The 26,752-nt window shown below is 58.9% G+C and carries 20 protein-coding genes; 16 read left to right on the top strand and 4 right to left on the bottom strand.

Annotated features, from left to right (window positions below; genetic code table 11):
* Nucleotides 1-260 precede the first annotated feature (260 nt).
* The 7 genes from DW189_RS00210 to DW189_RS00185 all read left to right on the top strand — a co-directional run bounded on the left by DW189_RS00210 (nt 261) and on the right by DW189_RS00185 (nt 7,250).
* A complete protein-coding gene (locus tag DW189_RS00210; protein WP_022333367.1) occupies nt 261-1,811 on the top strand; it encodes a response regulator in 1,551 nt (516 codons plus the stop codon).
* Between the two features lies 1 nt (nt 1,812).
* Entirely contained in the window at nt 1,813-2,229 is a 417-nt protein-coding gene (tsaE, locus tag DW189_RS00205; protein WP_018695169.1) for a tRNA (adenosine(37)-N6)-threonylcarbamoyltransferase complex ATPase subunit type 1 TsaE, read from the top strand.
* A 31-nt stretch (nt 2,230-2,260) separates the two neighbouring features.
* Nucleotides 2,261-3,145, top strand: a complete 885-nt coding sequence (locus DW189_RS00200; RefSeq protein WP_117506465.1) for a beta-1,6-N-acetylglucosaminyltransferase — start codon at nt 2,261-2,263, stop codon at nt 3,143-3,145.
* Between the two features lie 98 nt (nt 3,146-3,243).
* Nucleotides 3,244-3,660, top strand: coding sequence for a polyketide cyclase (locus DW189_RS00195; protein WP_018695165.1), 417 nt, complete (start codon nt 3,244-3,246; stop codon nt 3,658-3,660).
* A gap of 221 nt (nt 3,661-3,881) precedes the next feature.
* Nucleotides 3,882-5,462, top strand: a complete 1,581-nt coding sequence (locus DW189_RS00190) for a MutS-related protein (RefSeq protein ID WP_117506464.1) — start codon at nt 3,882-3,884, stop codon at nt 5,460-5,462.
* Between the two features lie 115 nt (nt 5,463-5,577).
* Nucleotides 5,578-5,730: a hypothetical protein gene (locus DW189_RS14320; RefSeq protein WP_022333364.1), complete on the top strand. Its 153-nt coding sequence runs from the start codon at nt 5,578-5,580 to the stop codon at nt 5,728-5,730.
* Between the two features lie 149 nt (nt 5,731-5,879).
* On the top strand, nt 5,880-7,250 hold the full coding sequence (locus tag DW189_RS00185; protein WP_117506463.1) for an FAD-dependent oxidoreductase: 1,371 nt from the start codon (nt 5,880-5,882) through the stop codon (nt 7,248-7,250).
* 198 nt (nt 7,251-7,448) lie between these two features.
* Here the strand turns inward: DW189_RS00185 and DW189_RS00180 are convergent, their stop codons facing one another.
* Nucleotides 7,449-8,051 carry an NUDIX hydrolase gene (locus tag DW189_RS00180; RefSeq protein WP_018695160.1) on the bottom strand — a complete coding sequence of 201 codons (603 nt, stop codon included), beginning with the start codon at nt 8,049-8,051 and terminating at the stop codon, nt 7,449-7,451.
* 76 nt (nt 8,052-8,127) lie between these two features.
* Between DW189_RS00180 and DW189_RS00175 the strand changes: the two genes are divergently transcribed.
* The 8 genes from DW189_RS00175 to DW189_RS00140 all read left to right on the top strand — a co-directional run bounded on the left by DW189_RS00175 (nt 8,128) and on the right by DW189_RS00140 (nt 21,807).
* Nucleotides 8,128-10,254, top strand: a complete 2,127-nt coding sequence (locus DW189_RS00175) for an alpha/beta hydrolase family protein (RefSeq protein ID WP_259295415.1) — start codon at nt 8,128-8,130, stop codon at nt 10,252-10,254.
* Nucleotides 10,255-10,650: 396 nt separating this feature from the next.
* Entirely contained in the window at nt 10,651-13,032 is a 2,382-nt protein-coding gene (locus tag DW189_RS00170) for a PCMD domain-containing protein (protein WP_117506461.1), read from the top strand.
* A 454-nt stretch (nt 13,033-13,486) separates the two neighbouring features.
* Complete coding sequence (locus DW189_RS00165; RefSeq protein WP_259295414.1) at nt 13,487-14,287, top strand: DUF4493 domain-containing protein; 801 nt, start codon at nt 13,487-13,489, stop codon at nt 14,285-14,287.
* A 14-nt stretch (nt 14,288-14,301) separates the two neighbouring features.
* Nucleotides 14,302-16,023: a DUF4493 domain-containing protein gene (locus tag DW189_RS00160; RefSeq protein WP_117506460.1), complete on the top strand. Its 1,722-nt coding sequence runs from the start codon at nt 14,302-14,304 to the stop codon at nt 16,021-16,023.
* A 12-nt stretch (nt 16,024-16,035) separates the two neighbouring features.
* Nucleotides 16,036-18,189, top strand: coding sequence for a DUF4493 domain-containing protein (locus DW189_RS00155; protein ID WP_117506459.1), 2,154 nt, complete (start codon nt 16,036-16,038; stop codon nt 18,187-18,189).
* 23 nt (nt 18,190-18,212) lie between these two features.
* Nucleotides 18,213-19,052, top strand: coding sequence for a hypothetical protein (locus DW189_RS00150; protein ID WP_117506458.1), 840 nt, complete (start codon nt 18,213-18,215; stop codon nt 19,050-19,052).
* A 13-nt stretch (nt 19,053-19,065) separates the two neighbouring features.
* Nucleotides 19,066-20,115 (top strand): hypothetical protein, encoded by a 1,050-nt coding sequence (locus DW189_RS00145; RefSeq protein ID WP_117506457.1) that lies wholly within the window; start codon nt 19,066-19,068, stop codon nt 20,113-20,115.
* Between the two features lie 3 nt (nt 20,116-20,118).
* Nucleotides 20,119-21,807 carry a PCMD domain-containing protein gene (locus DW189_RS00140; RefSeq protein WP_117506456.1) on the top strand — a complete coding sequence of 563 codons (1,689 nt, stop codon included), beginning with the start codon at nt 20,119-20,121 and terminating at the stop codon, nt 21,805-21,807.
* Between the two features lie 110 nt (nt 21,808-21,917).
* Here the strand turns inward: DW189_RS00140 and DW189_RS00135 are convergent, their stop codons facing one another.
* Genes DW189_RS00135 through DW189_RS00125 form a run of 3 tightly spaced genes read right to left on the bottom strand, consistent with a single transcriptional unit; the run spans nt 21,918 to nt 25,585 of the window.
* Nucleotides 21,918-22,616, bottom strand: coding sequence for a transglycosylase SLT domain-containing protein (locus DW189_RS00135; RefSeq protein ID WP_018695149.1), 699 nt, complete (start codon nt 22,614-22,616; stop codon nt 21,918-21,920).
* 44 nt (nt 22,617-22,660) lie between these two features.
* Nucleotides 22,661-24,811, bottom strand: coding sequence for a putative porin (locus tag DW189_RS00130; RefSeq protein ID WP_055202555.1), 2,151 nt, complete (start codon nt 24,809-24,811; stop codon nt 22,661-22,663).
* 48 nt (nt 24,812-24,859) lie between these two features.
* Nucleotides 24,860-25,585: a CDP-alcohol phosphatidyltransferase family protein gene (locus tag DW189_RS00125; RefSeq protein WP_055202553.1), complete on the bottom strand. Its 726-nt coding sequence runs from the start codon at nt 25,583-25,585 to the stop codon at nt 24,860-24,862.
* Nucleotides 25,586-25,673: 88 nt separating this feature from the next.
* Between DW189_RS00125 and DW189_RS00120 the strand changes: the two genes are divergently transcribed.
* Nucleotides 25,674-26,747, top strand: coding sequence for a mannose-1-phosphate guanylyltransferase (locus DW189_RS00120; RefSeq protein ID WP_055202551.1), 1,074 nt, complete (start codon nt 25,674-25,676; stop codon nt 26,745-26,747).
* The last annotated feature ends 5 nt before the right edge of the window (nt 26,748-26,752 follow it).

Here is a 26,752-nt window from a genome sequence, read left to right as displayed (position 1 = left end):
ATGCCGGTGCGGCAGCCCGCCCCGCGCCCGACGACACCTGCGCGGCCATCCTGCACACGGGCTGCAGAGGGCACGGCATCCTCGCCCTGCCCGGAGCCGGGGCTCCGCTCCCGCGAGACTCCCGGCACGCCGCTGCAAACCGTCCCGGAGGCGATTTACACCCCGGAACCGCGGATAATATCCCGCCAACCCAATAAACGCCCGGTTTTTGCGTTTGATAATAAAATAACTAATTTTGCGAACTAAAATCCGATAACCGTATGGTCAAAATACTCTGGGTGGACGACGAGGTCGAACTCTTGAAGCCCCACGTCCTGTTCCTCAAACAGAAAGGCTACGAAGTCGACACCTGCAACAACGGCTACGACGCGATCGACATGGCGGCCGAAGGCGCCTACGACCTGATAATCCTCGACGAGATGATGCCCGGCATGACGGGGCTCGAGACCCTCCCCAAGATCAAGGAGGTGCGCCCCACGACGCCCGTCATCATGGTGACCAAGAGCGAGGAGGAGAACATCATGGACAAGGCCGTCGGCTCGAAGATCGCCGACTACCTCATCAAACCCGTCAACCCCAACCAGGTGCTGCTCTCGATCAAGAAGAACGTGCACCAGCAGCAGCTCGTCACCGAGCAGACCACGGCCGACTACCGGTCGGAATTCGGGCGTATCTCCTCGTCGCTGCAGATGGCCGAGACCTTTTCGGACTGGTGCTCGCTCTACCGCAAGCTCACCAACTGGGAGGTCGAGCTTTCGGAATCCACCGACCAGGGCATCAAGGAGGTGCTCACCTACCAGAAGACCGAGGCGAACCAGGAATTCTGCAAGTTCGTACGCCGCAACTACTACAACTGGATCAACAAGCGCTCGGACGACACCCCCGTGATGTCACACACGCTCATGCGCACCAACATCTTCCCGGTGGCGGACGAGAACCCGAAGACCACGCTGCTGCTGATCGACAACTTCCGCTACGACCAGTGGCGGTCGATCTCCTCGCTGCTGCGGGGCTACTACGACGTGGCGCTCGACGATTTCTACTGCGCCATCCTCCCCACGGCAACGCAATACGCCCGCAATGCCATCTTCGCCGGCCTGATGCCGCTGGCCATCGACAAGCTGATGCCCAACAAATGGCTCAACGACAACGAGGAAGGCGGCAAGAACCAGTACGAGGAGGAGTTCCTCAAACGGCTGATGGCCCAGAACGGGAAGAACTGGAAATTCTCGTTCGACAAGCTCGTGCGCCCCGAACAGGGCCGCAGGCTGGTCGACAATATACAAAAAGTGTACGACGCCGATTTCTCGGTGATCATCTACAACTTCCTCGACATCCTCTCGCACGCCCGTACCGAGACCGACATCATCCGCGAGCTGACCGAGGACGACGCGGCATTCCGGTCGCTGACGCGCTCGTGGTTCGAGCACTCCGACCTCTACACCATCCTCAAGCTCCTCTCGGAGCGGGGGCACACGGTCGTGATCACCTCCGACCACGGCACCATCCGCGTGGACAACCCCGTCAAGGTGACGGGCGACCGCGAGACCTCGGCCAACCTGCGCTACAAGACGGGGCGCAACCTGGCCTACAACTCGCGCGACGTCTACGAGATCCTGAAACCCGAGGACGTACAGCTGCCGTCGAGCAACCTCACGTCGAGCTATATCTTCGCCTACAATTCGGATTTCCTGGTCTACAACAACGATGCGAACCGCCACATCCGCTATTACCGCAACACGTTCCAGCACGGCGGCATCTCGATGGAAGAAATGATCGTACCTTATATCGTCTTAAAACCCAAGCAGTAATATGAAAACGATCCACATCACCTCGCAGGACGAACTGCCGGACGTCGCCGAGGCGGTCATCGAAGCGCTCGGCCGCCGCACGGTAGTCGCACTGCGCGGAGAAATGGGCGCGGGCAAAACCACGCTGATCCGCGAGATCGCAGCCCAACTGGGCGCCACGGACACCGTAACCAGTCCTACGTTCGCCATCGTGAACCAGTACAAGGGCAAGGGCAACCGCCGTATCCATCATTTCGATTTCTACCGGATCAACGACATCCGCGAAGCCTATGATTTCGGTTACGAAGAGTATTTTTTCTCGGGCGACCTCTGCCTGGTCGAATGGCCCGAAAAGATCGAGCAGCTCCTGCCCGAGAACGTGATGACGGTGCGCATCACCGTCGACAGCGACACGGCACGCACGTTCGAAATCGACTGAAGCCCGGCCAACGCCCCGCGACACTACGACCATGGCAGACGGTTTCCGCATCGCATTCTGCATCGAATGCCATAAATACACCCCTGTCCTGCAGGAGTTGTGCCGACAGTTGCAGCACCCCGAAGCGGATATTTTCATCCATGTCGATGCGAAATCCGACATCGGGGATTTTGCGCCGCTGCGTCCCCTGGCACGTTTCATCCACCCGCGCAGCAAGGTGTACTGGGGCGAATACGGCCAGATCGACTGCATGCTCAAACTGCTCCGGGCCACCTGTAACGGCGACTACCGCTACATCGCCATTCTCTCGGGCGACACCCTGCCGCTACGCCCCTGCGGGCAGATACACGATTTCCTCGAAGCGTGCTACCCGCGGCAGTTCGCGGACATGCAGCCCGAACTGCACATCACCGAGCTGACGCAGAAGATGCAGTGGTGCCACTACCCCGACAGGAACGATTGGATCGGGCACCTGCCGGGCTATTTCCGCAAAAGGCTCTACAAACGGCTGCGCCCCGGGGACAACCCCTATTTCAGAACATTGCCGCCGCTCGAAAAGGGTTCCAACTGGATCGTCGTCACCGACCGCTTCCGGGATTTTGTGTTCGATTATCTGCGCACCCACCCCGATTATATCCGCGCATTCAGACACTCGCACTGCGGCGACGAGATCTTTTTCCAGACCCTGATGGGCATTTCCGAATTCGCCGGTGCGAATACGCGCCGTCCCCTCGTCTATACCCGGTGGGGCGGAGAAGGGGCGCCCCATCCGGAAACATTCGGCACCGACGACCTGCCCCGGCTGCTGCAGGCACGGGACACGGCGGCGGAAGTTCCGTACCTCTTCGCCCGCAAGATCGCCGACGACCTGGACATCGCCCGCTACCGGGCGGCCTTCTTTCCCCGACCGGAATAGCGCCGGTTTTGCGCGTCACGCAAAAAAACGCTATCTTTACAGCGCCCGAAACCGCATCCGATTTCTGAAACACATTTCATACAAGTTATACACACGCAATGCAAGAATATATCTCCAAGCAACAACAGGTTTTGCGTCCCGCGGAACAGATTTACGCGGTCATCAGCCGTTTCGACAACCTCACGCCCGCCCTTGCCGACAAGGTCGAAGAGTGGCAGGCGACCGAGGACAGTTGTTCGTTCAAGGCCAAAGGCTTCACCGTGAAACTCCGCATGGAGGAGCGCGAGCCGGGCAAATACGTCAAGGTCGTCGGCGACGACGGGGGCGTACCGATGGATTTCGCATTCTGGATCCAGTTGCAGGAAGTCTCCGCCGCGGACACCCGCCTGCGGCTGGTGCTGCGCATCGACCTGAACATGATGATGAAGATGATGATCGGCAACAAGCTGCAAGGGGCGCTGGATCAGATCGCCGAGGGGATCGCCCGGGCGATGAACGCCGCCCCGCAGGTCTGAACAAACGGCGGACGAAGTCCGGCATAGCCCCTGCAAACCGGGCACGGTTCCGCAGGCACGATGCCCCGGGGTGATGATTCCGGGCAGGGAGAGATGTTTGCGGCACAGGCCGGGGATACGCAGCCAAAGGCGGTATGACGCCGTACCGCAGGTTCAGGCAAGGATCACGCAAGCATTCGTCGGCGCGACGCGCACACGAAAACCTATAAACGCACGCGATTATGAAACCGACAAGCTATCTATCAGCCCTTTTCCGGCCTTCGGCGCCTCCCGCCGGAGAACGCCCGCCGTACGACTTCGACCTGATCAGCCGCTATTTCTACAACTGCCCGGCGGAGGACGCCAGCCACACGATCGACGCCGAAACCACGGCCGACCTCGACCTCAACGCCGTATTCGAGCGGATCGACCGCACGACCTCGAAAGTCGGGCAGCAATGCCTTTATGCCCGCATGCGCACGCTCCGGGGAGAGGAGGATGCCGCGGCTTTCGGCCGCAGCACGGACTGTTTCTCCCGAAACGGGGAACTTGCGGCCAGTTGTACCAAGTCCCTCTCCCGGCTCACCGACGAGGATGCCTACGGGCTGCAAAGCCTGATTTTCGACACGCCGGCCAAAGTCCGTTATTTCGCCTGGGTATACCCGCTCACCCTGCTCGCCGTGGCGACGCTGCTCGCCGCCCCGTTCTACCCGCTGTCGCTGCTGCTGTTCATGGCTATCTTCGCCGTGAACCTCTATATCCATTACAGCAACAAACTCAACGTCTCGCTTTATGGCTCGGCCGTAAAACAACTTTCGCTGGCATTGCGCACAGCCCGGGAACTGGCTGTCGAAGAGGTGCCCGGCACGGAGGAGGCCACCGGACAAATCCGGCAGGTCGCCGAGGTCGAACGCCGCAGCCGCGTGGTCGGGACGCAGGGCGACTCGGCAAACGAGCTGGCCGCCATCGCATGGCTTTTCATCGAACTGGCCAAAGTCGCCTTCAATATAGAGGTGATCCTCTTCCAGCGCTTTATCGGCAGCATCACGGCCCGGCGCGATGCGATCCACGGCATGTTCCGCTTCATCGGGGAGACCGATGCCGCAATCTCCGTCGCACGCCTGCGCAGCGAAACCCAGACCTGCCGCCCGCAGTTCGTCGACGGGAAATACCTCATGGCCGAGCAGGTCGTACATCCGCTCATCGACGGCTGCGTGCCCAATACGCTCGTCCTCGACGGCACGGGGCTGCTGCTCACCGGCTCCAACATGTCGGGCAAGACGACCTTCATCCGCACGCTGGTGCTCAACGCCCTGACGGCCGAGACCCTCGACATATGCTTCGCCGGCTCCTATACGGCCCCGTACATGCGGCTGCTGAGCTCGATCCGCATTTCGGACGACATCGCCGAAGGCACGAGCTACTACCTGCAGGAGGTGCTGACCGTCAAACGCTTCCTCGAAGCTTCACAGGATTCCGTCCCCTGCCTGATCGCCCTCGACGAGTTGTTCAAGGGGACGAACACCACCGAACGCATCGCCGCCGGGAAAGCCGTCCTCGCGCACCTCAACCGCGGCCCGCACATCGTGCTGGTATCGACGCACGACATCGAGCTGGCGGAGTTGCTCGACAGCGACGGCTACGAACTGCACCACTTCCGCGAAGAGGTGGTCGACGGGCAGCTGGTCTTCGACTACCAGCTGCACACGGGGCCGCTGACGACCCGCAACGCAATCCGCATCCTGGAACTGTACGACTATCCGCCCGAACTGATCGCCGAAGCCTATGCGGTGCAGGAACGGCTGCTGAAAAAACCGGAATGACGGTCAAACGACAAGCGGGAGCGCCGGCCCTTAGAGGCCGCCGCTCCCGCTTCAGATTTTCGGTTTCTGGAGCATCCGGATAACCAGCGACGCCCCGTAAATCAGCATTCCGTACATGACCGAGATAAAAGACACCTTGAAACCGCCGGCCAGCAACGTCGGCGAATACCACCCCTCGCGGGTCAACGTCGGCGGACAGGAAATCGAAATTTCCCGCAAATACAAGGACACCGCACGGCTGCGGTTCGAGTCCCCTGCGGGCGAATAACGCCCCGCAACCCGCAAACGGGAATTATTGCCAACACATCCGGCAGTGCGGCCATTTCCCCGACGGCATAAAACCCCGATATTTGCATTACGGGAACAATGAGCCGGAGAAGGCCACATGCCACCGGGAAACTTAAAACAGGGAAAGTTATGAAACAATATGATGCCGTCATCATCGGCTTCGGCAAAGCGGGTAAGACCCTCGCCGCCGAACTGGCCGCACACGATTGGAGCGTCGCGATGGTCGAACGCTCGGACAAAATGTACGGGGGAACCTGTATCAACATCGGCTGCATACCGACCAAAGCCCTGATCCACAGCGCCGGGCTCGCAGCCGCAGGGCATCCGCTGACCTTCGGGCAGCGGCGGGATTATTACAGGGAGTCCGTCGCCTCGAAAACGGCGCTGGTCGACCTGTTGCGGGACAAGAATTACCATAAACTGGCCGACAACGCCCGCATCGACGTCTACACGGGCGAAGGCAGTTTCGCCTCACCGGAAGCCATCGCCGTGAAAACCGCCCGGGGGACACAGCAGATCGGCGGCAAATACATCGTCATCAACACCGGCGCCGAGACGGTAATCCCGCCCATCGAAGGCATCGCGCAGAGCAGGCGGGTCTATACCAGCACCTCGATCATGGAGCTCGAAGAGCTTCCGCAGCACCTGGTAATCGTGGGCGGCGGATACATCGGGCTGGAATTCGCCTCGATGTACGCCTCATTCGGATCGAAAGTCACCGTGCTCGAAGGGTTCGCGGAGCTGATCCCGCGCGAAGACCGCGACATTGCGGCCGCCGTGCGGGAGGCGCTGGAAAAAAAGGGCATCGAATTCCGCATGGGCGCACGGGTCGAATCGGTGAGCGACACCGCCGGGGGCGTCACGGTCGCCGTCGCCGACACGCAGACGGGCAGAAAATACGAAATCGTCGGGGACGCCGTGCTGCTCGCCACGGGACGCCGCCCCGCCACCGCAGGGCTGAACCTCGCGGCCGCCGGAATCGAAACCGACGACCGGGGTGCCGTCAGGGTCGACGCACACCTGCGCACGACGGCTCCCCATGTCTTCGCCGCAGGCGATGTGACGGGCGGGCTGCAATTCACCTATGTTTCGCTGGACGACTTCCGGATCATACGCGACGTGCTGCTGGGCGACGGAGCCCGTACCACGGCCAACCGGGGCCCCGTTCCCTATTCGGTCTTCATCGAACCGACGCTCTCGCACGTGGGCATGCACGAGGAGGAGGCACGCAAGGCAGGGCGCGACATCCGCGTCAACAGGATCGCCGTCGCGGCATTCCCGCGTTCGCGGATACTGGGTTCGACGGAGGGTGTGCTCAAAGCCGTCATCGACGCCAAGACCGACGAGATACTGGGGTGCACGCTCTTCGGAGCCGAATCGGGCGAAGTCATCAACACCGTCGCCACAGCCATGAAGCACGGCGTCACGGCACACGACCTGAGCAATTCGATCTACACCCATCCGAGCATGAGCGAATCGCTCAACGACCTGTTCGCCTGACGGGAACCGGGATGGGGCTCCGCCGGGCATCGCCGGGAAAGTATCCGGGGAAGGGTCAGGGGAAGGTCAGGGGAAGGCTCCGAAGAGAAAGCCACGGGGAAAGCCACGGGGGAGGGCGGGGAAACACACCGGTTACGCCGGCCAGAAAAGACAGCCGGAACGCCCCGGCGTCACCGCAACCCTATGATCGCCGCCGCGCTACTTTCCCATCGCCGCCGCCACGCAGCGGATCGTCGGGAAAGCATCCCGCAGGTTGCGGGCGACCTCCGCGGGCGTACACCACGCCGCCCGCTCGATCCCCTCTTCGAGCTGGGGCACAAGCCGGTCACAGGATGCCGTGTGAAGCTCGTACCAGTGGGTGCGTTTCAGCTCCCAGCGTTCGGTCTTGGGGAAATAATAGGCATGCAGCGTATCGCACAGGGGTCGCACCACCCCGGCGCGGACACCCGTCTCCTCCTCGATCTCGCGGGCCGCGCACTCCTCGATCCGCTCGCCGCATTCGAGGTGCCCCTTGGGTAAGTCCCAGCGGCCGTTGCGGCGGATCATCAGCCATTGGCCGCAATCGTTGACGACCACGCCGCCCGCCGCCTCTATAAGCGCGAACTCCGCGGCAAAGGCCCCGAACGCTGCCCCGGGATCGGGCGTGACGACAGCCGCCTTGTTGTACGATTCGAGAATTTTCGTTACCTTCGCTCGTGATATGCCGCCGTCCGGTGCGGGCGTCACGGCATACCAGTCCTCGCCAGGGGTCTTCGCAGTGAAAACCACGGCTTTATCTGCAAAATATACGGTATAGTCCATGCTGGCTCGATTTGAACGCGAAAATACGAATAATATAGAAGAAACCCCGACCAAAATGAAAAAATTACTCCTTTTTATGGCTATTGCAGCTGTGGGACTGGGCGCATGCGACGACAGGCGCCCGCAACCACTTACGATCGACAACGCCCTGACGGCCGACGAAATCGCCGCAGGCAGGCTCACCCCCGAGGTGATGTGGAAAATGAGCCGTGCAGGCTCCTCATCGCTCTCACCCGACGGCAAGACGCTCCTCTATGCGCAGACCGACTACAACATGGCCCAGAACCGCGGCGTGACGACCCTCTGGGTGCAGGATATGGCATCGGGCGCCGTAACGCGGCTCACCGACACGGCCTCGAACAACGCCGCCCCCGAGTGGAGCTCCGACGGGCGGAAAATCTATTTCCTGTCGGATCGCAGCGGCTCGATGCAGGTATGGCGGATGAACGCCGCTGGCGGCGACGCGACCCAGATAACGGGCAGCGGCGGGGGCGAGGGTGTCCCCGACGTCGAAGGATTCGGTGTCAGCCCCGATGAAAAACACATCTGGTGGGTACAGGCCGTGCAGACGGCGCGGCGCAAATCGTCGGACGTATACGAGGACATGGACAAGTCGAAGGCCCGCATCTACGACGACCTGATGGCCCGCCACTGGGACTACTGGGACGAAGGCTCCTACCGTCATATCTTCATCGGCGAACTGGGCAAGGGCCTCGTGACGGGAGGCACGGACATCATGCCCGATGCACAGTGGGACGCCCCGCTGGCGCCCTATTTCGACATGGCCGAAATCACCTGGAACAACGCAGGCACGATGCTGGCCTATACCTGTAAGCCGCTCACCGGCACCGAATACGCCGTTTCGACCGACTCGGACATCTTCGTCTATGTGCTCGAAAGCGGCGTGACGCAGAACATCTGCAAGCCGGTCAATGTCAATACCGGGGAGCCCGTCGCAAGCGACAAGGCCGTCATGGCCGGTTACGACAAATACCCCGTATGGTCGCCCGACGATACGAAAATCGCCTTCCTTTCACAGCGCCGCGCAGGCAACGAGTCGGACAAGGCACGCCTGTTCCTCTACGACTGTCGGACGGGCGACATGCAGGATCTGACGGAAGATTTCGACTACAACGCCATGAACGTCGTCTGGGAGGACAACGACACGATCTGGTTCATCGCACCGATCGAGGCGACGCACCAGCTCTGCCGCATCTCACCCTCGGTAGGCGAGGTCGAGGTGGTAACCCGCGGCGACCACGACATCAACGCCTTCTCGATGGCCGGCGATAGGATCGTCGCCGAAATGTGCACGATCTCGATGGCCACCGAGTTCTTCGGCGTCGACCCCGCCGACGGCACGCTGACGCAGCTTTCGGCCATCAACAAACCGGTTTACGACAACATCAGGATGGGCGAGGTGCAGAAACGCTGGGTGAAGACCACCGACGGCAAGCAGATGCTGACGTGGGTGATCCTGCCGCCCGATTTCGACCCGGCCAAGAAGTACCCCACCCTGCTTTACTGCCAGGGCGGCCCGCAAAGCGTCGTGTCGCAGTTCTGGAGCTACCGCTGGAATTTCCAGCTGATGGCTGCACAGGGCTACGTCGTCGTGGCGCCCAACCGCCGCGGCCTGCCCTCGTTCGGGCAGGAGTGGCTCGACCAGATATCGGGCGACTACGCGGGGCAGAACATCCGCGACTACCTCTCGGCCATCGACGACGTGGCCGGGGAGCCGTGGGCCGACGAAACCCGCATGGGCTGCGTCGGGGCATCGTACGGCGGTTACTCGGTATTCTTCCTGGCCGGCTGCCACGAAAAGCGTTTCAAGGCGTTCATCGCCCACTGCGGCATCTTCAACTTCGAGTCGATGTACGGCGAGACCGAAGAACTGTTCTTCATCAACAACGACTACGGAGGCCCCTACTGGGATCGGTCGAACCAGGTCGCACAGCGCTCCTACGCCAATTCGCCGCACAAATTCGTCAGCAAATGGGACACGCCGATTCTGATCTTCACGGGCGAGTACGATTTCCGCATCCCCTACACGCAGTCGCTCGAAGCCTTCACGGCAGCCCGCGTGCGCGGCATCCCGGCGCGGCTGGTGGAATTCGAAAACGAGGCGCACCAGGTCTTCAGACCCCAGAACTCGCTCGTCTGGAACCGCGAATTCTTCGGCTGGCTCGACAAATACGTGAAATAACAGACAGGGGCACCCTCGTCACAAGGCCATCCGGATTTCCCGGATGGCCTTTTTTGTCCACCGTACATACTTTTACGTTTTTCATCTTATCATTTCAGTCCGGCCGCCATCCCTCAAATCAGCTGATTCATTGGAAAAATCCTCCGGTTCATTGAATTTATTTTCATTTACGGCTACGCGAATCTACTTTTGTTACGTAACTTTAAACTATTGCATATCATGGGAATTGAATTAGCCAAACAAGGGGGGGGGAAGTACTCTGTCCCTACCATCGAAGTAATCGAGATTACGACTGAAAAGGGGTTTGCCACATCAAATCCAAGCGGGCCTGTTAGTCCGATGTCCTATGACGACAGCTTCATGAGCGAATCCGACGAAGCCTAACACCGCAGCGCCATGAAAAAAATTCTTAAACCGCTCTTCTGTGCAGCCGCCATCGTATCGCTGGCCGGCTGCAACAAGTTCGACGAGGCGAATGCCACTCCGGAAACCAGCAACGGTTCGCTTATTAAAGTCTATGCCAATGTCGCCGAAAACGACGGCACCCGCGCCAACATCAATGTCGGCGAAAGCGTCTTCACGGCCGAATGGGAAGCCGGCGACGCCCTGGGCATCCTGCCGGTCAAAACCGGCGGCACGGCACCCGCCACAGCCGCTAAGTTCGACTACAACACCGCCTCGGCCGCATTCGAAGGTTCGCTCAACGATTTCGTAGCGGGCGGCGGCAATTACTATGCGTTCTTCCCCCACGCGCAGGTCACAGGTACCACGGCCAACCTCCCGTTCGGGAACCTGCGTACGCAGACGGGCAACGATTTCAACAGCGCCTACGACGCGCTGGTCGCTACTCCCCAGGCATACGGCGCAGCCGACGAGGCGGGCAAAGTGGACGGCAACCCCGTCGCTTTCACGCTGCACCGCCTCACGTCGATCCTCGATTTCTCCATCGCCACGCAGGCCGACAAGGTGAAATACCTGCTGCTGACCGCCGGCGGGGAAACCCAAAAGCTTTCGGCCTCGAGCCTCGATTTCGCCCTCGAGAACGGAGGTGCCGAAACGGCTGCCACCCTCAGCACAACCGACCAGTCGAACGTCATCGCACTGCAATACACGCCCGATGGGGCGAGCGCCGACAAGGTCGAAGCCTTCTTCAACGTCCCGGCCGACCTCTACCCCACGCTGACGCTCGACGTAATCGGCTCCGACAACCAGATGGCTACGGTCACGGTCAACCGCACCGAAGCCTTCAAAGCCGGAACGCTCTATACGAAAGCGGTCTCCGACCTGCAGTTCGCCCCCATCGACGCCCCGTCGCTCGTATGGCCGGAGGAAGACGGGAAAACAATCGACCAAGTGCATTACATTACCACCGATGAAAGTGGAATGAGCCTCAATTATTCTGCGGCCGTAACAATCAATGTCCCGGGAGGAATTGCCGGCCTTTCGGTAAATATAACGTCCGATTATCTCAACAATGATATGGGCATCACGACCCTTGACCTTTTCAACGAAACGTCTATTTTAGGAGCAATCGAATTCAAAGATCTTGGGCTGGCCTGCACATCAGAGATTCAATACAAAAAATCTACAATTTTTAATATTACCAACCTTGTCCCACTGGTAAAATTAGGCGCTGCACCTGGCAGTACGCATATCTTTGAAGTCCAAGTTACAGATTTGGCCGGGCAGAAAACCGTACAAAAACTGACGTTCCAAATTCCGACACCTATTACATACAATAACGACGCTGACTTATGGACTAATACGGCGACGTTTACTGTGACCGATGTCCCGTCGGATGCGACCAACGTCAAAGTGCAGTACCGCATAAAAGGCACAACGGATTGGAAAGATGCTTCGGACAGTGGAAATGGCATTTGGACGATTGAACCTGTATGGTCTGAGGGAACAGCCAATGCATCGGGCAAGATGACCTATACGGTTGACAATACGACAGGTGTTTTTGCCGGAAACGACTATGAATACCAACTTATATACACGGATGCCCAAAATACCCAGCAGGTAATATCGGGAGAATTCCCAAAAAAGTCAGGAGACACAATACCGACCCTTGCGGGAAGCTCATGCTACACTACAGATAATACGAATGCAACATTCTGGGGAAGCGGCAATAATATAATGACCAATGGAACTAAAACTCTCTGCTCTTTCGCTACTCCCTATACGGTAATGACGGCCTCGGGAGTGAACATCGCGAATATCATAAAGGTTCTGGCTCCTGGCAACTTGTTTACAGGGACATTTACATTCACCAAATCTGGAGTTTTAGGCGCGAGTTCTTACGGGACAGTCGGGTTCGGGCAGCCATACACCTACACAGCCCGACCTACCGCACTCGAATTGACATACAAAACCTCTTTCGGTTCCGACTTTTATACAAAGTGGAGTCATGCCAATGAACTTACGTCAGGACATGACCAGGCAAGCATTATGGTATGCATTGTCAATTGGGATGCAAGGCACAATGTAACATCAGGAAACAATGCATCACCGAGCGGAGTATGGAACCCTGAAACACTGGACGGATTGAGTGAAACCGAAAAAACAGGGTTAATTGCATACGGCGTTGTCTATCTCGAAGAGGATAAGAGTGCGGATCAATTATTGAGCATTCCTCTTACTTACTATGACAAAAATGCCCCGGCACCGAATGGGAAATACACGATTATCATATCCTGTTCAACAAGCCGTTATGGCGACTATCTGAATGGAACCGTAAATACCCTTTCAGTCAAAGATTTCCAGTGGGTATACTAACCCGCCGGAATATCCGGAAGGCCAGAGGCCTTTATCCCCGACCTCCCTGCAATCGCAGGGAGGTTTTTTCTTGCGGGGAGGGACTGCCACGGCAGGCCGTCGCGCAACCGACGGACAAGCGACACAGCGGCCATCGGGTGCATCGGGTGTTGTGAAAGGCGAAAACGAGATACGGGCATGCTCGCCGGACAGGGTGTTCGTGATGAAAAACCGCACGTTCGTTGAATTTATTTCCAAGATACGCGCCGCATGGCTATTTTTGCACATTGCCAATAAAAAACTCGTACCCATGCGCATAAAATCCCGGACATCCGGCCTCATGCAAACGCCTCGGGAGATTTCACATACCGGTAATCCGACCGGCGGTGCTGAGGCACATCCCGCCGTACTCCCGGCAGCGCACGAGGCAACCGACAATCCCGACAACATCTTTTACCGAACGATCCGGACTGCTATGAAAAAACAACTTATATATCTATTGGCATCGGCGTGCCTGCTGGCCGCCGGATGCTCCACGGAAAACAAGACGGACGAGACGGGGTACGGCACCCTGTCCGTCAATTGCACGACCGACACGTCGATCGACACGGCTTCGGCCGAGGCTTCAGGCACGCCCGAAGCGCCCGAAGCCGGGGCTTTCTCGCTCACGGTAACAGGCGAAACGGGCACGCAGAAATGGGATACGCTCACCGAGTTCGAGCAGAGCCAAACCGTCTTCCGGATGGGCGCCTACACCGTCGCGATCGCCCACGGCGACCCCGATGCGGAAGGAGCCGGCAAACCTTACTATTATGCCGAACAAAAGATCGAAGTGCTGCCCCGGCGCACGGTAAATGCAGATCTGACCGCCACGGTGGCCAATTCGCAGGTGGTAATCCGCGCCACGGAGCAGTTCCTCGCCTATTTCCACGACGCCAGGTTCACCGTGACGACGGCCTCGGGCAATGAATTCGCCTTCACGCCCGGCAGCGACCCTGCCGACGAACCGGTGTTCGTCAGGGGCGGCACGCGGCTCACGGTGACCGGCACGGCACGCCGCCAAAGCCCGACGGGCACGGGGGAAGGCCCCGAAGTGACTTTCTCCGCCCAGACGCTCGACGCCACGACGCCGCGCACCTGCCACATCATCACCTACGATGCAAAAAACGCGGGCAGCGCCACGCTGACCATCACACTCGGCGACAGCTACACTGATACCCGGACGCTCGACTGCGAGGTCAACGAGGGAGCCATCGACGATACCGAAAAGAAATAAAAACAGGGAAAGATATGAAAACATTTACCAAATTTCTCACGATGTTAGCGGTTGCGGCACTCTTCGCAACCGGCTGTGTAAACGAAGAGCCCCCGTACAAGGAGGATCCGAACCCCGAGCCCGCCGGGATGACCGGCTATCTGTCGATCGGCAACCTCTCGATGACGGTCGTCTACGACGAAACCGAAATCCGTCCCGACGACACGTCGGATGAGACGCAGGCCGCACGCACCGCATCCGGGACGCGCGCCACGGCTCCCGACGTGGACAGCTTTATCGTGGAGATCCTCGACGACGCCGACGCGCAGGTACTCGAAATGACCTATGCCGAGCTGAAGGAGCAGCTCAAGACGCCGATGGAACTGAAGGTGGGCGCCTACCGCATGGAAGTCCGCTCGGAAGACACGATGCCCGGCGCGGACTGGGAACACCCCGTCTACGGTGCGACGAGCGACTTTACGATCACCAAGGCACAGACGACCTCGCCCGAAGAGGTGGTCTGCACCCTGCAGAACATCAAGGTCTCGGTGGAATATTCGCCCGAACTGGCCGACATGCTGGCCGACACCAGCAAGGCCACCGTATCGCTGGGCGACACCAGCCTGGATTTCCCCAAAACCGAAACCCGGGCGGCCTATTTCAAACCGCAGGCACTGGAAAACACCCTGGACTTCGCATTCGACGGCACCTTCGCCGACACCGGTGTCCCCGCTAAATTCAGCAAGCAGATCACCGGGGTCAAGGCCGGGCAGTGGCGCAAGGTTTCGGTCGTAATCGGCTACGCCGACAAGGGCAACATCCTCTTCTCGGTCAAAGTCGACAACAGCATCCTCCAGGACAACAAGTTCGTCGTCGACGGTACGGAAAACCTCGGGGAAGAGCTCCTCGAAGACCCCAACGCCCCGGCACTCACCTGGCCCGGGCACGACATGACGCAGCCCTTCACGCTGACCGACGCCATGTTCGACGCGGAGGGGAACTGCATCGAGCCGTTCGCATTCGACCTCTCCTCGCGCAACGGCATCGAATCGCTGCAAGTGACCGTCGGCTCCACCAACAGCCAGTTCCTGGCGTCGATGGCCGCCATCCAGTTGCCCGAAACATTCGACCTCTGCGCCCTCGACGCATCTTCGGTGGCAGGGATTATCCTCAAGGGCTTCGGCTACCCCGTAGGCAGCGAGCTCAAAGGACAGACGGCCAAGAGTTTCAACATCGCAGGGCAGATCAGGGCGCTCTATGAATTCGACGGTACGCACACCTTCGCCTTCACGATGACCGATGCAAAAGGCGTCTCGTCCGAAGCCGTACTGACGCTCGTAGTCGATAAAAGCTCGGGGCAGACGGGCCCCCGGATCACGTGGCGCGGCTACGACATCGACCAGCAATACGAAGTGCAGAAGGACATGGTGATCGACATCGACATCGAGGCCGACAAAGGCATCAAGTCGTTCTTCGTGACGATCGACTCCGAAACGCTGAGGCCGCTGCTGCCGGTGATCAACCTGCCGGAGAAATTCGACATCTGCGACATCCCCGACGAACTGGTCGAAGTCCTGCACGGCGAATTCGGGTTCCCGATCAACGAGCAGGTAAAGAACCGGACGTCGGTGACCTTCTCGATCACCAAATTCGTCGAGATACTGCTGGAAATCCCGGGCGAGCATAATTTCGTCCTCGACGTGACGGACAACGATAATGTACTGACGCACAAGACTGTCAAACTCATCGTCCACTAAAGCCGACCGATAATGAAACGATATATCTCATATTTTGCCGTACTGCTCGCGGTGCTCCTCGGCGCGGCCTGCTCGAAAGACGACGCAGCCCCGGGCACCGACGGGCGCACGGGCTTCATGGCGATGACGGTTTCGACCCGGCAGACGGCCGACACCGGCGAATACGACCCGTTGCAGCACCAGACCGTCTACATCTACAACGACGAGGGCGGCCTGCTGCGCAAATACACCTCGAAAGAGGCCTGTCCCGAACGGTTGGAACTGTTGGCCGGCACTTATCGCGTAGCGGTCGAAGCCGGAGAGGAAGCCCCCGCCGATTTCACGAAACGGTTATACAAGGGCGAGGAGACGTTCACCGTCAAACCCGGCGAAACCACAAACGTTGCGGTCGTCTGCCAAATCGTGAACACCGTCGTAGAGGTGAAATTCGACGATTCGATCCTCCAGAACCTCGCCCCCGGCTATTCCGTATGGATCGCCGGCGGGGAAAAGGTCGACGAGCAAGCCGCCGAAGCGGGCAGTGTCCCGGCGCTCAGGTTCACGACCGAGGGGACGGGTTACTACACCCTGCCCGCAGGCACGACGTCGCTGGCCTGGCTCTTCCGCGGAACGCATGTCGAGGGTAAGAACGTGGAAATGGAAGATTACATCACCAATGTCAAAGCCGGCGGCAAGTATACCCTCACGTTCAAATATTCGCCCGATCTGCCCGGTTATATCGACTGCGTGCTGATCAGCGTCGACCCCGGTACCGACGACAAGGACGACGAAATCATCTTCAGCCCCGATCCGGCCGTCATCAGCGAAGGGTTCGACATCGCCGAAATCCAGAAGTACCGATCCGGAGAGAAGAAATACCGGATCATGGCCTTCTCAGAACTGACCCGGTTCACGGTTTCGGTCGGCGACGAGAGCTACGACGCGCTCGGCGGCACGACCGAGGGTATCTCCCTCGAACCGGTCGACAAATACAACGTCCGGCTGACGCTCTCCGATGCGTTCTTCGCTTCGTGCCAGGCCGGCGACCAGGAGGTGACGTTCCGCATCGAGGACGCCAACGGCGGTTCCTCGGAGGTCGCTACGACCTACCGCCTGGAGGGACTGGTTCCCGTAACGGCGGACGACTACGACCTGTGGGCCAATACGGTCACGCTGCGCGTGGTTTCGTTCACGCCCGGCACCACCGTGCAATTCGGCCTGCGCAGCAGCGGCGGCGAGTGGCAGCCGATGGCAGGGACGCCGCAGGGCGACGATTTCATCACGGCGACCTATGCGCCCCAGTGGGAAGAGAAAACCACGGCGGACTGGAGCACTCCGGCCACGGTACTGCCCTATTCGCGTCTCAAAAAGGGCACCGGCATATCGGCAGGCAATACGTACGACTACAAAGCGACGGTCGGCTCGAAGGAACTCAGCGGCCGGTTCACGGCCGACGAGGGCGCTCCCATGACCGACGGAAGCCTGGAATCGTGGAGAAGCGCCCAGCAATTCCCGGGTTCCGGCACCAACTATACCTTCTGGGGCAGCGGCTACAACCCGTTCGCCAAGGAACTCTGTACCCGTGACGAGGCGATGCCGGGACGCGTCGGGACATACTGTGCCAAACTGTCCGCGACATATAATACGCTGGCCAAGGTTCCCGCACCGGGCAACCTATTCACGGGAGACTTCGCCATCCAGGTTCTCGGCGGGATGGGCGGCAACGTCTCTTTCGGCAAAAAGTTCGCTTACAACGCCCGCCCGAGAGCCGTCAGGTTCAAATACCACGCTACGATCGGGGAAGTCAACTACAATCTCCATGGCGGGAAAATTCCCGTCGGCGAAATGGACAAGGCCCGGATATTCGTCTGCATCGTGGACTGGACGGCCCAACAGAAAGTATTTGCCGGGACAAAAGCCCCGACGGGCACCTGGGATCCGGAGACACAAACCGAAGCGGCCAACGGCCCCATCATCGGGTATGCCTCCAAATTCATCGAAGAAACGACCCAGGGCGATGAAATGGTAGAAGTTATATTGCCGATAAACTATTACCAGGACACGGCCGCCGCTCCCGATGGGAAGTACAATATCGTCGTATCCTGTTCCACCAGTGCATACGGGGATTACATGGATGCCTGCACCACCAACGTGATGTACGTCGACGATTTCGAATGGGTATATTAACGATTAAACGCAAACGCACGACAATGCGCAAGATAACCACCAGTACGCTCCTGGCACTCCTGCTCCTGGCAGGCACGGCGCCGGAGAGCCGTGCACAACAGACGGACGCCACGGCGTCCCTCGCCCCGCAGGCCGACAGCACGAGCTGTATGCTGCACGAGGAGCATCCTCAGACCGTCAACGAAATGCGGCGCCAGCGCGGCCTGACCGACAAACACAACCTCTTCGTCCCGCGCGGGCAATGGATCTTCGGAGGGACGGCCTCCTACTCGACCCACTCGAACGACACGTACAGGTTCCTGGTCGTCGAGGGCATCGAATCGAAGGGCTACACGTTCAAGGTCAGCCCGATGATCGCCTATGCCTTCCGCGACAACATGGCACTCGGAGGCCGTTTCATCTATTCGCGCTCGCTGCTCAAGCTGGACAAGGCCGACCTCAACTTGGGCGGCGAGGACTCCGACCTGAACTTCGAGCTGAACGACTGCTACTCGCTGCAACAGAGCTATTCGGTGGCCATGATCTGGCGCCAGTACATCCCCCTGGGCCGCAACAAGCGTTTCGCGCTCTTCAACGAGATGCAGCTCTCGGGCGGCGGCACGCAGGCACGCTTTGCCAAGGACTCCCCGGTGAAGGGCACCTACCAGACGGGCTATACCTTCTCGCTGGGTATCTCGCCGGGTATCATCGCCTTCGCCACGAACAACATGGCCGTCGAGGTCAACGTCGGCGTGATGGGCATCAGTTACAGCCACACCAAACAGGTACACAACCAGGTGACGGTCGGCAAGCGCGACGCCAGCATGATGAACTTCAAAGTCAATATCTTCTCGATAGGGCTCGGCATGGCATTCTATCTCTAAACACGGCACGCACATGAAACGAATCATACTTTCCATTTTATCGGTATTCATCACGCTCGGCGCCGCAGCGGAGACGGGACAAGCCCTCCCCGCGGTGCAGCGGGCCGCTACGGCCGCAGTCGAAGAAACCCCCTCCGGCAACGAGGACACCGTGCCCCCGGAAACTTCGGACACCCCCGGAACGGGCACCGAAGCCACGGCGGAAACAACTTCGGGACTCGCCGCAGAAACGGACACCGCAGCCGCAGCGGGTACCCTTGGCGCCCCGGCGGCCTCCCCGGCGACGATGCCCGCAGCCATGCCGGCCGAAAAGCACAAGCGCCCCCAGGTGGAGCGTTTCCTGCCCACGCGCCGCCGCATCGACCGCGAGATCAACAAACTCAAATTCGCCTACAAGGGAGAAGTGATGATGGGTCTTACGGCCTCCTACGGTACGGTTTCGAGCGACGACACCGACCTCATGCTCATCTTCGACAACATCGATGCGGATGCCACGATCGCAACGGTAAAACCCTTCGTCGGTTATTTCTACCGCGATAACAACTGCATCGGCATCCGTTTCGGATACAGCCACATGGGCGGCACGCTCGACAACACCTACTTCGATGCGGGCGAGGGCAATGACCTCTCGGGGCAGCTCCCTTACGTCGATCTTTCGAGCGACGAATACTCATTCGGCATTTTCCACCGTTCTTATGCGGGGCTCGACCCCAAAGGACGCTTCGGACTCTTCGCCGAGTTCGAGCTAGCGCTCTCGACGGGACATTCGAGCTTCGCATACGACCCGGATCATAACGAAGGCGGCGCACCCAACCGCACCTACAACGACAAAACGCAGGTAAAGCTGGCGTTCAACCCGGGAGCTGCCGTATACATCTTCCCCAACGTCTGCGCGACGATTTCGTTCGGGCTGGGCGGCATACAGTATACGAGCATCACCCAGAAGGATGCCGACGGCAACAAGATCGGTTCACGCAAGGCTTCGAACATGCGTTTCCGGCTCAATATCGCGGCCATCAACTTCGGTATGACGATACATTTGTGGGACAAGAAAAAGCAGTAAACTATGAAATACCTACGCATACTCTTTTCGGCGGCGGCGCTCCTGCTGGCAGCGTCGTGCATCGAGAACGACCTACCGTACCCCACCATCGAGCTCAACATCCGCAGCATCGAGGGCGAGGGGTTCACCGTGGCCGGCATCAGCCTCGTGAACCGTACCGTGACGCTCATGCTGGACGAGAAGACCGATATCCGCAAGGTCACCATCGACAAGGCGGAATTCGACGTCGCCACGTCCAACCCGATGATGACCGACAAAGAGAAATTCATCAGCCAGATCAGGACTTCGCAGCCGCTGTGCGGGGAGTTCGACCTGCGGGCGCCGCTCTACGTCACGCTCTCGCTCTATCAGGACTACGAGTGGACGATCGTGGCCGAGCAGCCCATCGCGCGGTCATTCACCGTCGCCGGGCAGATCGGATCGACACTGATCGACACACAGGCGCGTACGGCCACGGCCTATGTCGCCGAAGGCACCGACCTGAAGGCCGTCACGGTCTCCAGCCTCAAACTGGGGCCTGCCGACATCACCACCTACTCGCCCACGGCCGAGGAACTTTCCGCCACGGGTTTCGAAACGGTACGTCTGGTCGACGTCACCTGCCACGGCCGCACGGAGCGTTGGATGCTCCATGTCCAGCCCACCAACGTGAAGATCGGTATCCGCGATATCGACCTCTGGAACAACACGGCCGTCGTAACCACGATGGTTACGCCCGAAGATTACGCCACCGCCGAAGTCCAGTACCGTCTGAAGGGTACCGCCGACTGGCAGACGACGCAGAAGGGCGCACAGGACGAAAGCGGTATCTTTACGAGCACGATCGCACCCGAATGGACAAGCCTCACCAACGATGCGGGCATCCCCGTAAAACGCCTCGTCACGACCAAGGGCTTCTACGCCGGACAGACCTATGAATTCCGGCTGCTCGTCGGCGGGGAGGAAACCGAAACCGCCGAATACACGGCACCCGCGGGCGACACGATTCCCGACGCGAACATGGAGAACCCGGGGCTGTCGTGCTTCACCTCGGACAATACCAATGCGGAGTTCTGGGCCAGCGGCAACAACTCGTTCGCCCGGTCGCTCTGCACGCAGGGCACCTACGCCGGAATGGGCGGCAGCTATTGCGCAAAACTGGCCGCGGCGGCACCGCCCATCGTCAGCATCGCAGCCGGCAACCTAATGTCCGGCATCTTCTACAAGGACGGCCTGACGACGGGCGTAGTGGAATTCGGACAGCCCTACAACTGGACGGCACGCCCTTCGGGCATGAAGGTGAAATACCACGCAACATTGGGCACGATCGACGCCAGCAAACATCCCGGGGCCCCGGTCGGCAAAGGCGATCCGGACAAGGCGCGTATCTTCGTGGCCATCGTAGACTGGAGCAGCCGCCACCGGGTCGCATCCGGGACGGGTGCCCCCACGGGCACCTGGGATCCGGCGGAAACCACCCAGACCGCAGAAGGGAAGCTCATCGCCTACGGGTCGCTGTTCATCGACAAGTCGACCGAAGGCGGGCAGATGGTAGAGGCTACCCTGCCGCTCAACTTCTACGACCCGGCTGCGGGACGCCCCACCGGCAAGTACAGCATCATCATCTCCTGCTCCACGAGTGCCTACGGCGATTACATGGTGGGCTGCACGACAAATGTAATGTACGTCGACGATTTCCAGTGGGTCTATTGACCCGGCGCCGGACAAGTCCGCCGGCAACTCAGAAGATATAAAGAGAAAAGGCTGAACCCAGGGGTTCAGCCTTTTTGCTGTAGATTCAGACTTTTCAATTCCTGCCGGAGTTATCTCCGAGCAATCCGGCAGTATTTGTCATAGCGTCCTATCACGTCGTTCACGTAGGCCAGCGTCTGCCGGCTGCCGGTGAAACGTCCGCACTTGACCGCCTCGCTCTCGTAATACTCGGGCTGCGCCTTGAGTTGCAGGTAGCGGGCCACGACCTCCCACGAATTGGGATCCTCGCCGTTGAGCCGTGCCAGGCGCCTCGCATCGTTCACATGGCCGATCCCGCTGTTGTACGAGGCCAGGATGATGCTCATCCGATCCTTCTCGGGAGTCCCCTCGGGGAAACGGAGCGTGTTCATAATCTTCGACATCAGCTTGTTGGCCAACCATATGTTGGTCTCGGGATTGGAGACCTGCTCGGTCGGGACGTCGAACTGGCGTGCCACCGAGGGCATGATCTGCATCAGCCCGCGGGCCCCGCTGCGCGAGGTGATGTCGGGCGTGAACCGCGATTCATGGTAGGCGATGGCGCTCATCAGGCGCCAGTCGTGGCCCTCTTTTTCGCTGATGTTGCGAATGACATTGTCATAAGCCGAGATCACATAGTCGCCCTCACCGAGCAGCGAATTGCCGAAATCGGCCGCATCGTCGTTCAGCAGCATGTCGTCCGTCACGGGTGTGCTGAACTGGGCGTTAAAGCCGTAAAAAGTCGTCAGGATTGTTAAGAACGCAAAAGTTAAAACTGTCTTTTTTAACATAAAATGTTGTTTTGCGGGCAGTTCATACCGCGCAGAACAATACGCTAATCATAGAAACCCCATGAGATACCGATTTTAAACATGCCCGGATTGAGCGGGTAACCCGCCGCGGAGAAATACTCCCCGTTTCCGAACAGTCCCTTGTTCACATGCTGATATTTGAGGAATATCCGCATTCTCTTCCACTTTCCCATGACGAAGGCGTCCATGTAGGGGTAATTGCCTACTTCGACGTCCCGTTGGTTGTAATAGGCCGACAGCGCAGGGTTGTAACTGGGCGCATAATAACGCGTGTTATAGCGTCCGTCCAAACCGATCTGAAGGCGTAATACGTTGCGCACGACCCAGAACTCGTAATAATACGAAAGGAACGCGCTCAAAAGCGGAACGGGTGCAACTTCTTGATTCGTACTCCACTGCAACAATACCCTGTTGTCCAAATGAAGTCCGCCTAAGCGGAAATCTTTGCGAGCGTACACACTCGTGAGGCTTACGTTGTCACTGCTTTGGGCGATCTGGCTCTCCTTGTCGTAAAAGATCTTGTTGCCGACGACGCCCTGCCATGCCCCCGCTTCAAACGCATAATCGGGGACTGAAAACTTCACCTCGAACCGAGTTTCATTCTCCTTATTCAAAGGAGTGGACCACACGTAGTGGTTCGAGAACAGATTCTCCTGCCAGTAGTTGGGCGAACGCCGATCCATCGTGAACCGGCCTTCGAGAATCAGGGGGTGTCCGCGGAGATATCCCGTCAGCGCCAGGTGGGCGCCGATGGTGAGGTCTCCGCCTCTGTATCCCGACGGGTAGAACTTGAGGTTCGCGTCCCAGTCGACATATTTCTTTATCTTTCCTCCGACGGAACCGTATGCGAAATAGCTGGTCTTGTTGACCTTCGTATACTTTCCCGTCTGGTAATCCCTCATTTCGAATTGCGAGTAGGTATGCATGTCGATACCGATGCCTGCATCAATCGTGCCTACCACGCCGTTACGATCCCAGGGCTGCGCCTGCACGAAGAAGCGGTTCGAAATCACCCGCTCGTAGATCGAGTCGCGCGTCTGGTCGGGGTTGATATACCAGTTCTGGTAGTAGTCCAGCGTATCGGGCACGAAATTGCCCTGTTCGTCCCGGTGCGCCCTTTCGTCGATATACCGCGCATATTTGTCCGAATAGACCTTGCTCCACGAACTGTACTGGAACGAATGGCCGATATAGACCGCCGACAGGTCGGCGAGCGAAAAGTCGTTCTCCGTCACGCGTTGCAACGGCAGGGCGTAGGACTGCGTGATGAAAAAGGCGTTGTTGCGGTAAGTGTTCTGCGCCTCGGCATCCGACAGCTTCATCGGCACGCCCGAAGGCATCTGGAACGTCGTATCGGCGATAGCCCATGTCCCGACCACGCCGCCGTTCTCCTGCTGTTCGATGTGGTTGTTGTAATAGGCCGCATGCACCGAATAGCGCTTGCCCGTATGGCTGAAGGCGACCGACAGGTTGTGGTTCTTCGTCCGTGACCAGACATATTGTCCGCGCGTTCCCCGTGCCTTGTAGTCGACGTTGAACCCGGTCGTGGGCGAAATATTCTGCGCGTGCATGATATTGAAGTTCTCCTCCCGGAAACGCTTCTGCCCCGACTCGAGGTACGTCATGCGGATGATGGGCTTCTTCGTATTGTAGAACGGAACGTTCTCCATGTCGTACGTATACGCATAGTAGGGACTCGCAAAACTGAAATCAAAGAACTGCGGCCGCCGGAAATAGTTCATCGGCAGCGATGTCTGCCCGAGGGCGCCCTGCGCGATGTCGCCCACCTCTTCGCGGAAGAAGGGGTAGTCGATCCGCCAGTCGGTCAGCGTCGTGTCGAGCGGGCTTATCTCCACGCGGTTGTAGTCGCGCTTGACGCTCCAGCGAAAATTGTTCAGGGCGCGGATCGAATCGCTGAAAAAATACGATTCGAGCGGCTTGCGGATCCGGCGTTCCTTCTTGGTCGTATCCTGCGGCTGGCCGTCCTGGCCCTCCTCTCCCTCCTCGCCGGTCTGCTCGTAAGGGTTTGTACCGTAAAGGTTCCCCGTCTCCCCGCGCTGCTGGGCACGCTGCAGCGTCCTGGCGTTGAAACCCTGCGAACGGACGATGCCGGGCGCTGTAAGGAACAGACCGAGCAAAGCTGCCAGCAATATTCTATTCGTCAACCTCGACATGGAACGCTAATCCGGGGCAAAATTAATAAAAATTCTTAAAATACACAACTATCCGGCTTGTCCACAGCCTTTTGCCTTCATCGACAACCAGCGTACGACCGAGGTTGCGATGTAGAGGACGATCACGACCGGCACGGCACGAACACCCAGCACGGCCAGCAGGAGCGCCGCCGATACAATAAAAACATAACGCACCCCGTTGCCTTTCCAGGCGAAGTGCTGGAATTTGAAGGCGAACATCCGCACGGGCGAAACGAGCAGCCACGACATCACGGGAATGAGCAGCAGCAACCAGTAACCCAAGTCGAAACCCGTCTTCACCTTAATCCACCCCAAAGATATGAAAAACAGCGCATTGGCAGGAGTAGGAAGGCCGCAGAACTCGGTATGCTGCGTCTCGTCGATATTGAATTTCGCCAGCCGCAGCGCCGAGAAGGCCGCCACCGCGAAACAAAGTGCACTGCCGCCGTAGCGCAGCCATGCTTCGGCATCCGCAGGCAGGGAATTGTTCCACAAGACGAAAAGCACGGCCGACGGGGCGAAGCCGAACGAGACCATGTCGGACAACGAGTCCAGTTGTACGCCGATGGCGGAAGGGCATTTGAGCAGCCGGGCCACGAAACCGTCGGAATAGTCGAAAACACCGGCGGCGATCGTGAGCCAGAAAGCCAGCGCCAGATCGCCGTAAACCAGTGCCGAAACCACCGCGAACGAGCCGCAAAGCAGGCTCGCAAGGGTCAGCAGGTTGGGTATGGTGAACAGTCTTATCTTCATCGGGAGTACAAAAATATTATTCCTGCAATAGGCGGCAAAGTTACAAAATATTTTTATCTTTGTCTCACTTAATTCCATATTATAACTTATGGCAAGCAATAAATATTGTGTCATCATGGCCGGCGGCATCGGATCGCGTTTCTGGCCCAAGAGCCGGCAGTCGATGCCAAAACAGTTCCTCGACATCCTCGGAACCGGGAAATCGTTTATCCGCCACACCTACGAGCGCTTTGCAAAAATCGTCCCCGCCGGGAATTTCCTCGTCGTGACGAACCACAAATACAAGGATCTGGTATTGCAGCACATCCCCGAAATCGGGGAGAAACAGGTGCTCTGCGAGCCGATCGGCCGCAATACGGCCCCCTGCATCGCCTATGCGGCCTATACGCTGCTCAGGGAGAACCCCGACGCCGAGATGATCGTCACGCCGTCGGATCACCTGATCCTCAACGAGGACGATTTCCGCACGATCATCGGCGAGTGCCTCGAATTCGCCGACCGGCACGACGCACTGCTGACCGTGGGCATCAAACCCACACGCCCCGATACGGGTTACGGCTACATCCAGGTTTCGGACGACCACACCATCAGCAAAGTCAAGTGCTTCACCGAAAAGCCCGATCTCGAGCTGGCGCAGACCTTCCTCCAGACCGGCGAGTTCTACTGGAATTCGGGTATCTTCATCTGGAAGGTGCAGGCCATCGTCGAGGCCTTCCGCAAATACCTGCCCGAGCACCATGCCATGTTCAGCGGCGTGATGAAGGCGCTGGGCACCGATGCCGAGAAGACCACCGTGGAGATCGTCTTCTCGGAGTGCCGCGCCATCTCGATCGACTACGGCATCATGGAAAAGGCCGACAACGTCTATGTCCGCTGCGGCGACTTCGGGTGGAGCGACGTCGGCACATGGGGCTCGGTCTACCAGCACGCCCGCAAAGACCGCTACGCCAACGCCGTCCCCGAAGAGGGGTGCTATGTCTACGACACGCGCAGCAGCATCGTCTCGCTGCCCAAGGGCAAGGTAGCGGTCATCAGCGGCCTGAAGGAATACATCGTCGTGGACACCGACGACGTATTGATGATATGCCCCCGCGCCGAAGAACAGAACATCAAGAAATTCATCGACGAAGTAAAGTTCCACAACGGGGACAAACATATCTGACACCT

Origin of the sequence: Alistipes sp. AM16-43 (assembly GCF_003435745.1) — a bacterium.
Classification (GTDB): Bacteria; Bacteroidota; Bacteroidia; order Bacteroidales; family Rikenellaceae; genus Alistipes; species Alistipes onderdonkii.
Note: the sequence above shows the minus strand (reverse complement) of the source record. Positions and strands in the feature narration are given on the sequence as shown.

Excerpts from the sequence above, each read along its gene's own strand:
- DW189_RS00120 (WP_055202551.1), top strand. The coding sequence starts at position 25,674 with ATGGCAAGCAATAAATATTGTGTCATCATGGCCGGCGGCATCGGATCG.
- DW189_RS00175 (WP_259295415.1), top strand. The coding sequence starts at position 8,128 with ATGGCTATTGCAGCTGTGGGACTGGGCGCATGCGACGACAGGCGCCCG.
- DW189_RS00195 (WP_018695165.1), top strand. The coding sequence starts at position 3,244 with ATGCAAGAATATATCTCCAAGCAACAACAGGTTTTGCGTCCCGCGGAA.
- DW189_RS00170 (WP_117506461.1), top strand. The coding sequence starts at position 10,651 with ATGAAAAAAATTCTTAAACCGCTCTTCTGTGCAGCCGCCATCGTATCG.
- DW189_RS00130 (WP_055202555.1), bottom strand. The coding sequence starts at position 24,811 with ATGTCGAGGTTGACGAATAGAATATTGCTGGCAGCTTTGCTCGGTCTG.
- DW189_RS00140 (WP_117506456.1), top strand. The coding sequence starts at position 20,119 with ATGAAATACCTACGCATACTCTTTTCGGCGGCGGCGCTCCTGCTGGCA.
- DW189_RS00155 (WP_117506459.1), top strand. The coding sequence starts at position 16,036 with ATGAAACGATATATCTCATATTTTGCCGTACTGCTCGCGGTGCTCCTC.
- DW189_RS00210 (WP_022333367.1), top strand. The coding sequence starts at position 261 with ATGGTCAAAATACTCTGGGTGGACGACGAGGTCGAACTCTTGAAGCCC.
- DW189_RS00180 (WP_018695160.1), bottom strand. The coding sequence starts at position 8,051 with ATGGACTATACCGTATATTTTGCAGATAAAGCCGTGGTTTTCACTGCG.
- DW189_RS00160 (WP_117506460.1), top strand. The coding sequence starts at position 14,302 with ATGAAAACATTTACCAAATTTCTCACGATGTTAGCGGTTGCGGCACTC.
- DW189_RS14320 (WP_022333364.1), top strand. The coding sequence starts at position 5,578 with ATGACCGAGATAAAAGACACCTTGAAACCGCCGGCCAGCAACGTCGGC.
- DW189_RS00200 (WP_117506465.1), top strand. The coding sequence starts at position 2,261 with ATGGCAGACGGTTTCCGCATCGCATTCTGCATCGAATGCCATAAATAC.
- DW189_RS00145 (WP_117506457.1), top strand. The coding sequence starts at position 19,066 with ATGAAACGAATCATACTTTCCATTTTATCGGTATTCATCACGCTCGGC.
- DW189_RS00185 (WP_117506463.1), top strand. The coding sequence starts at position 5,880 with ATGAAACAATATGATGCCGTCATCATCGGCTTCGGCAAAGCGGGTAAG.
- DW189_RS00135 (WP_018695149.1), bottom strand. The coding sequence starts at position 22,616 with ATGTTAAAAAAGACAGTTTTAACTTTTGCGTTCTTAACAATCCTGACG.
- DW189_RS00190 (WP_117506464.1), top strand. The coding sequence starts at position 3,882 with ATGAAACCGACAAGCTATCTATCAGCCCTTTTCCGGCCTTCGGCGCCT.
- DW189_RS00150 (WP_117506458.1), top strand. The coding sequence starts at position 18,213 with ATGCGCAAGATAACCACCAGTACGCTCCTGGCACTCCTGCTCCTGGCA.
- tsaE (WP_018695169.1), top strand. The coding sequence starts at position 1,813 with ATGAAAACGATCCACATCACCTCGCAGGACGAACTGCCGGACGTCGCC.
- DW189_RS00165 (WP_259295414.1), top strand. The coding sequence starts at position 13,487 with ATGAAAAAACAACTTATATATCTATTGGCATCGGCGTGCCTGCTGGCC.
- DW189_RS00125 (WP_055202553.1), bottom strand. The coding sequence starts at position 25,585 with ATGAAGATAAGACTGTTCACCATACCCAACCTGCTGACCCTTGCGAGC.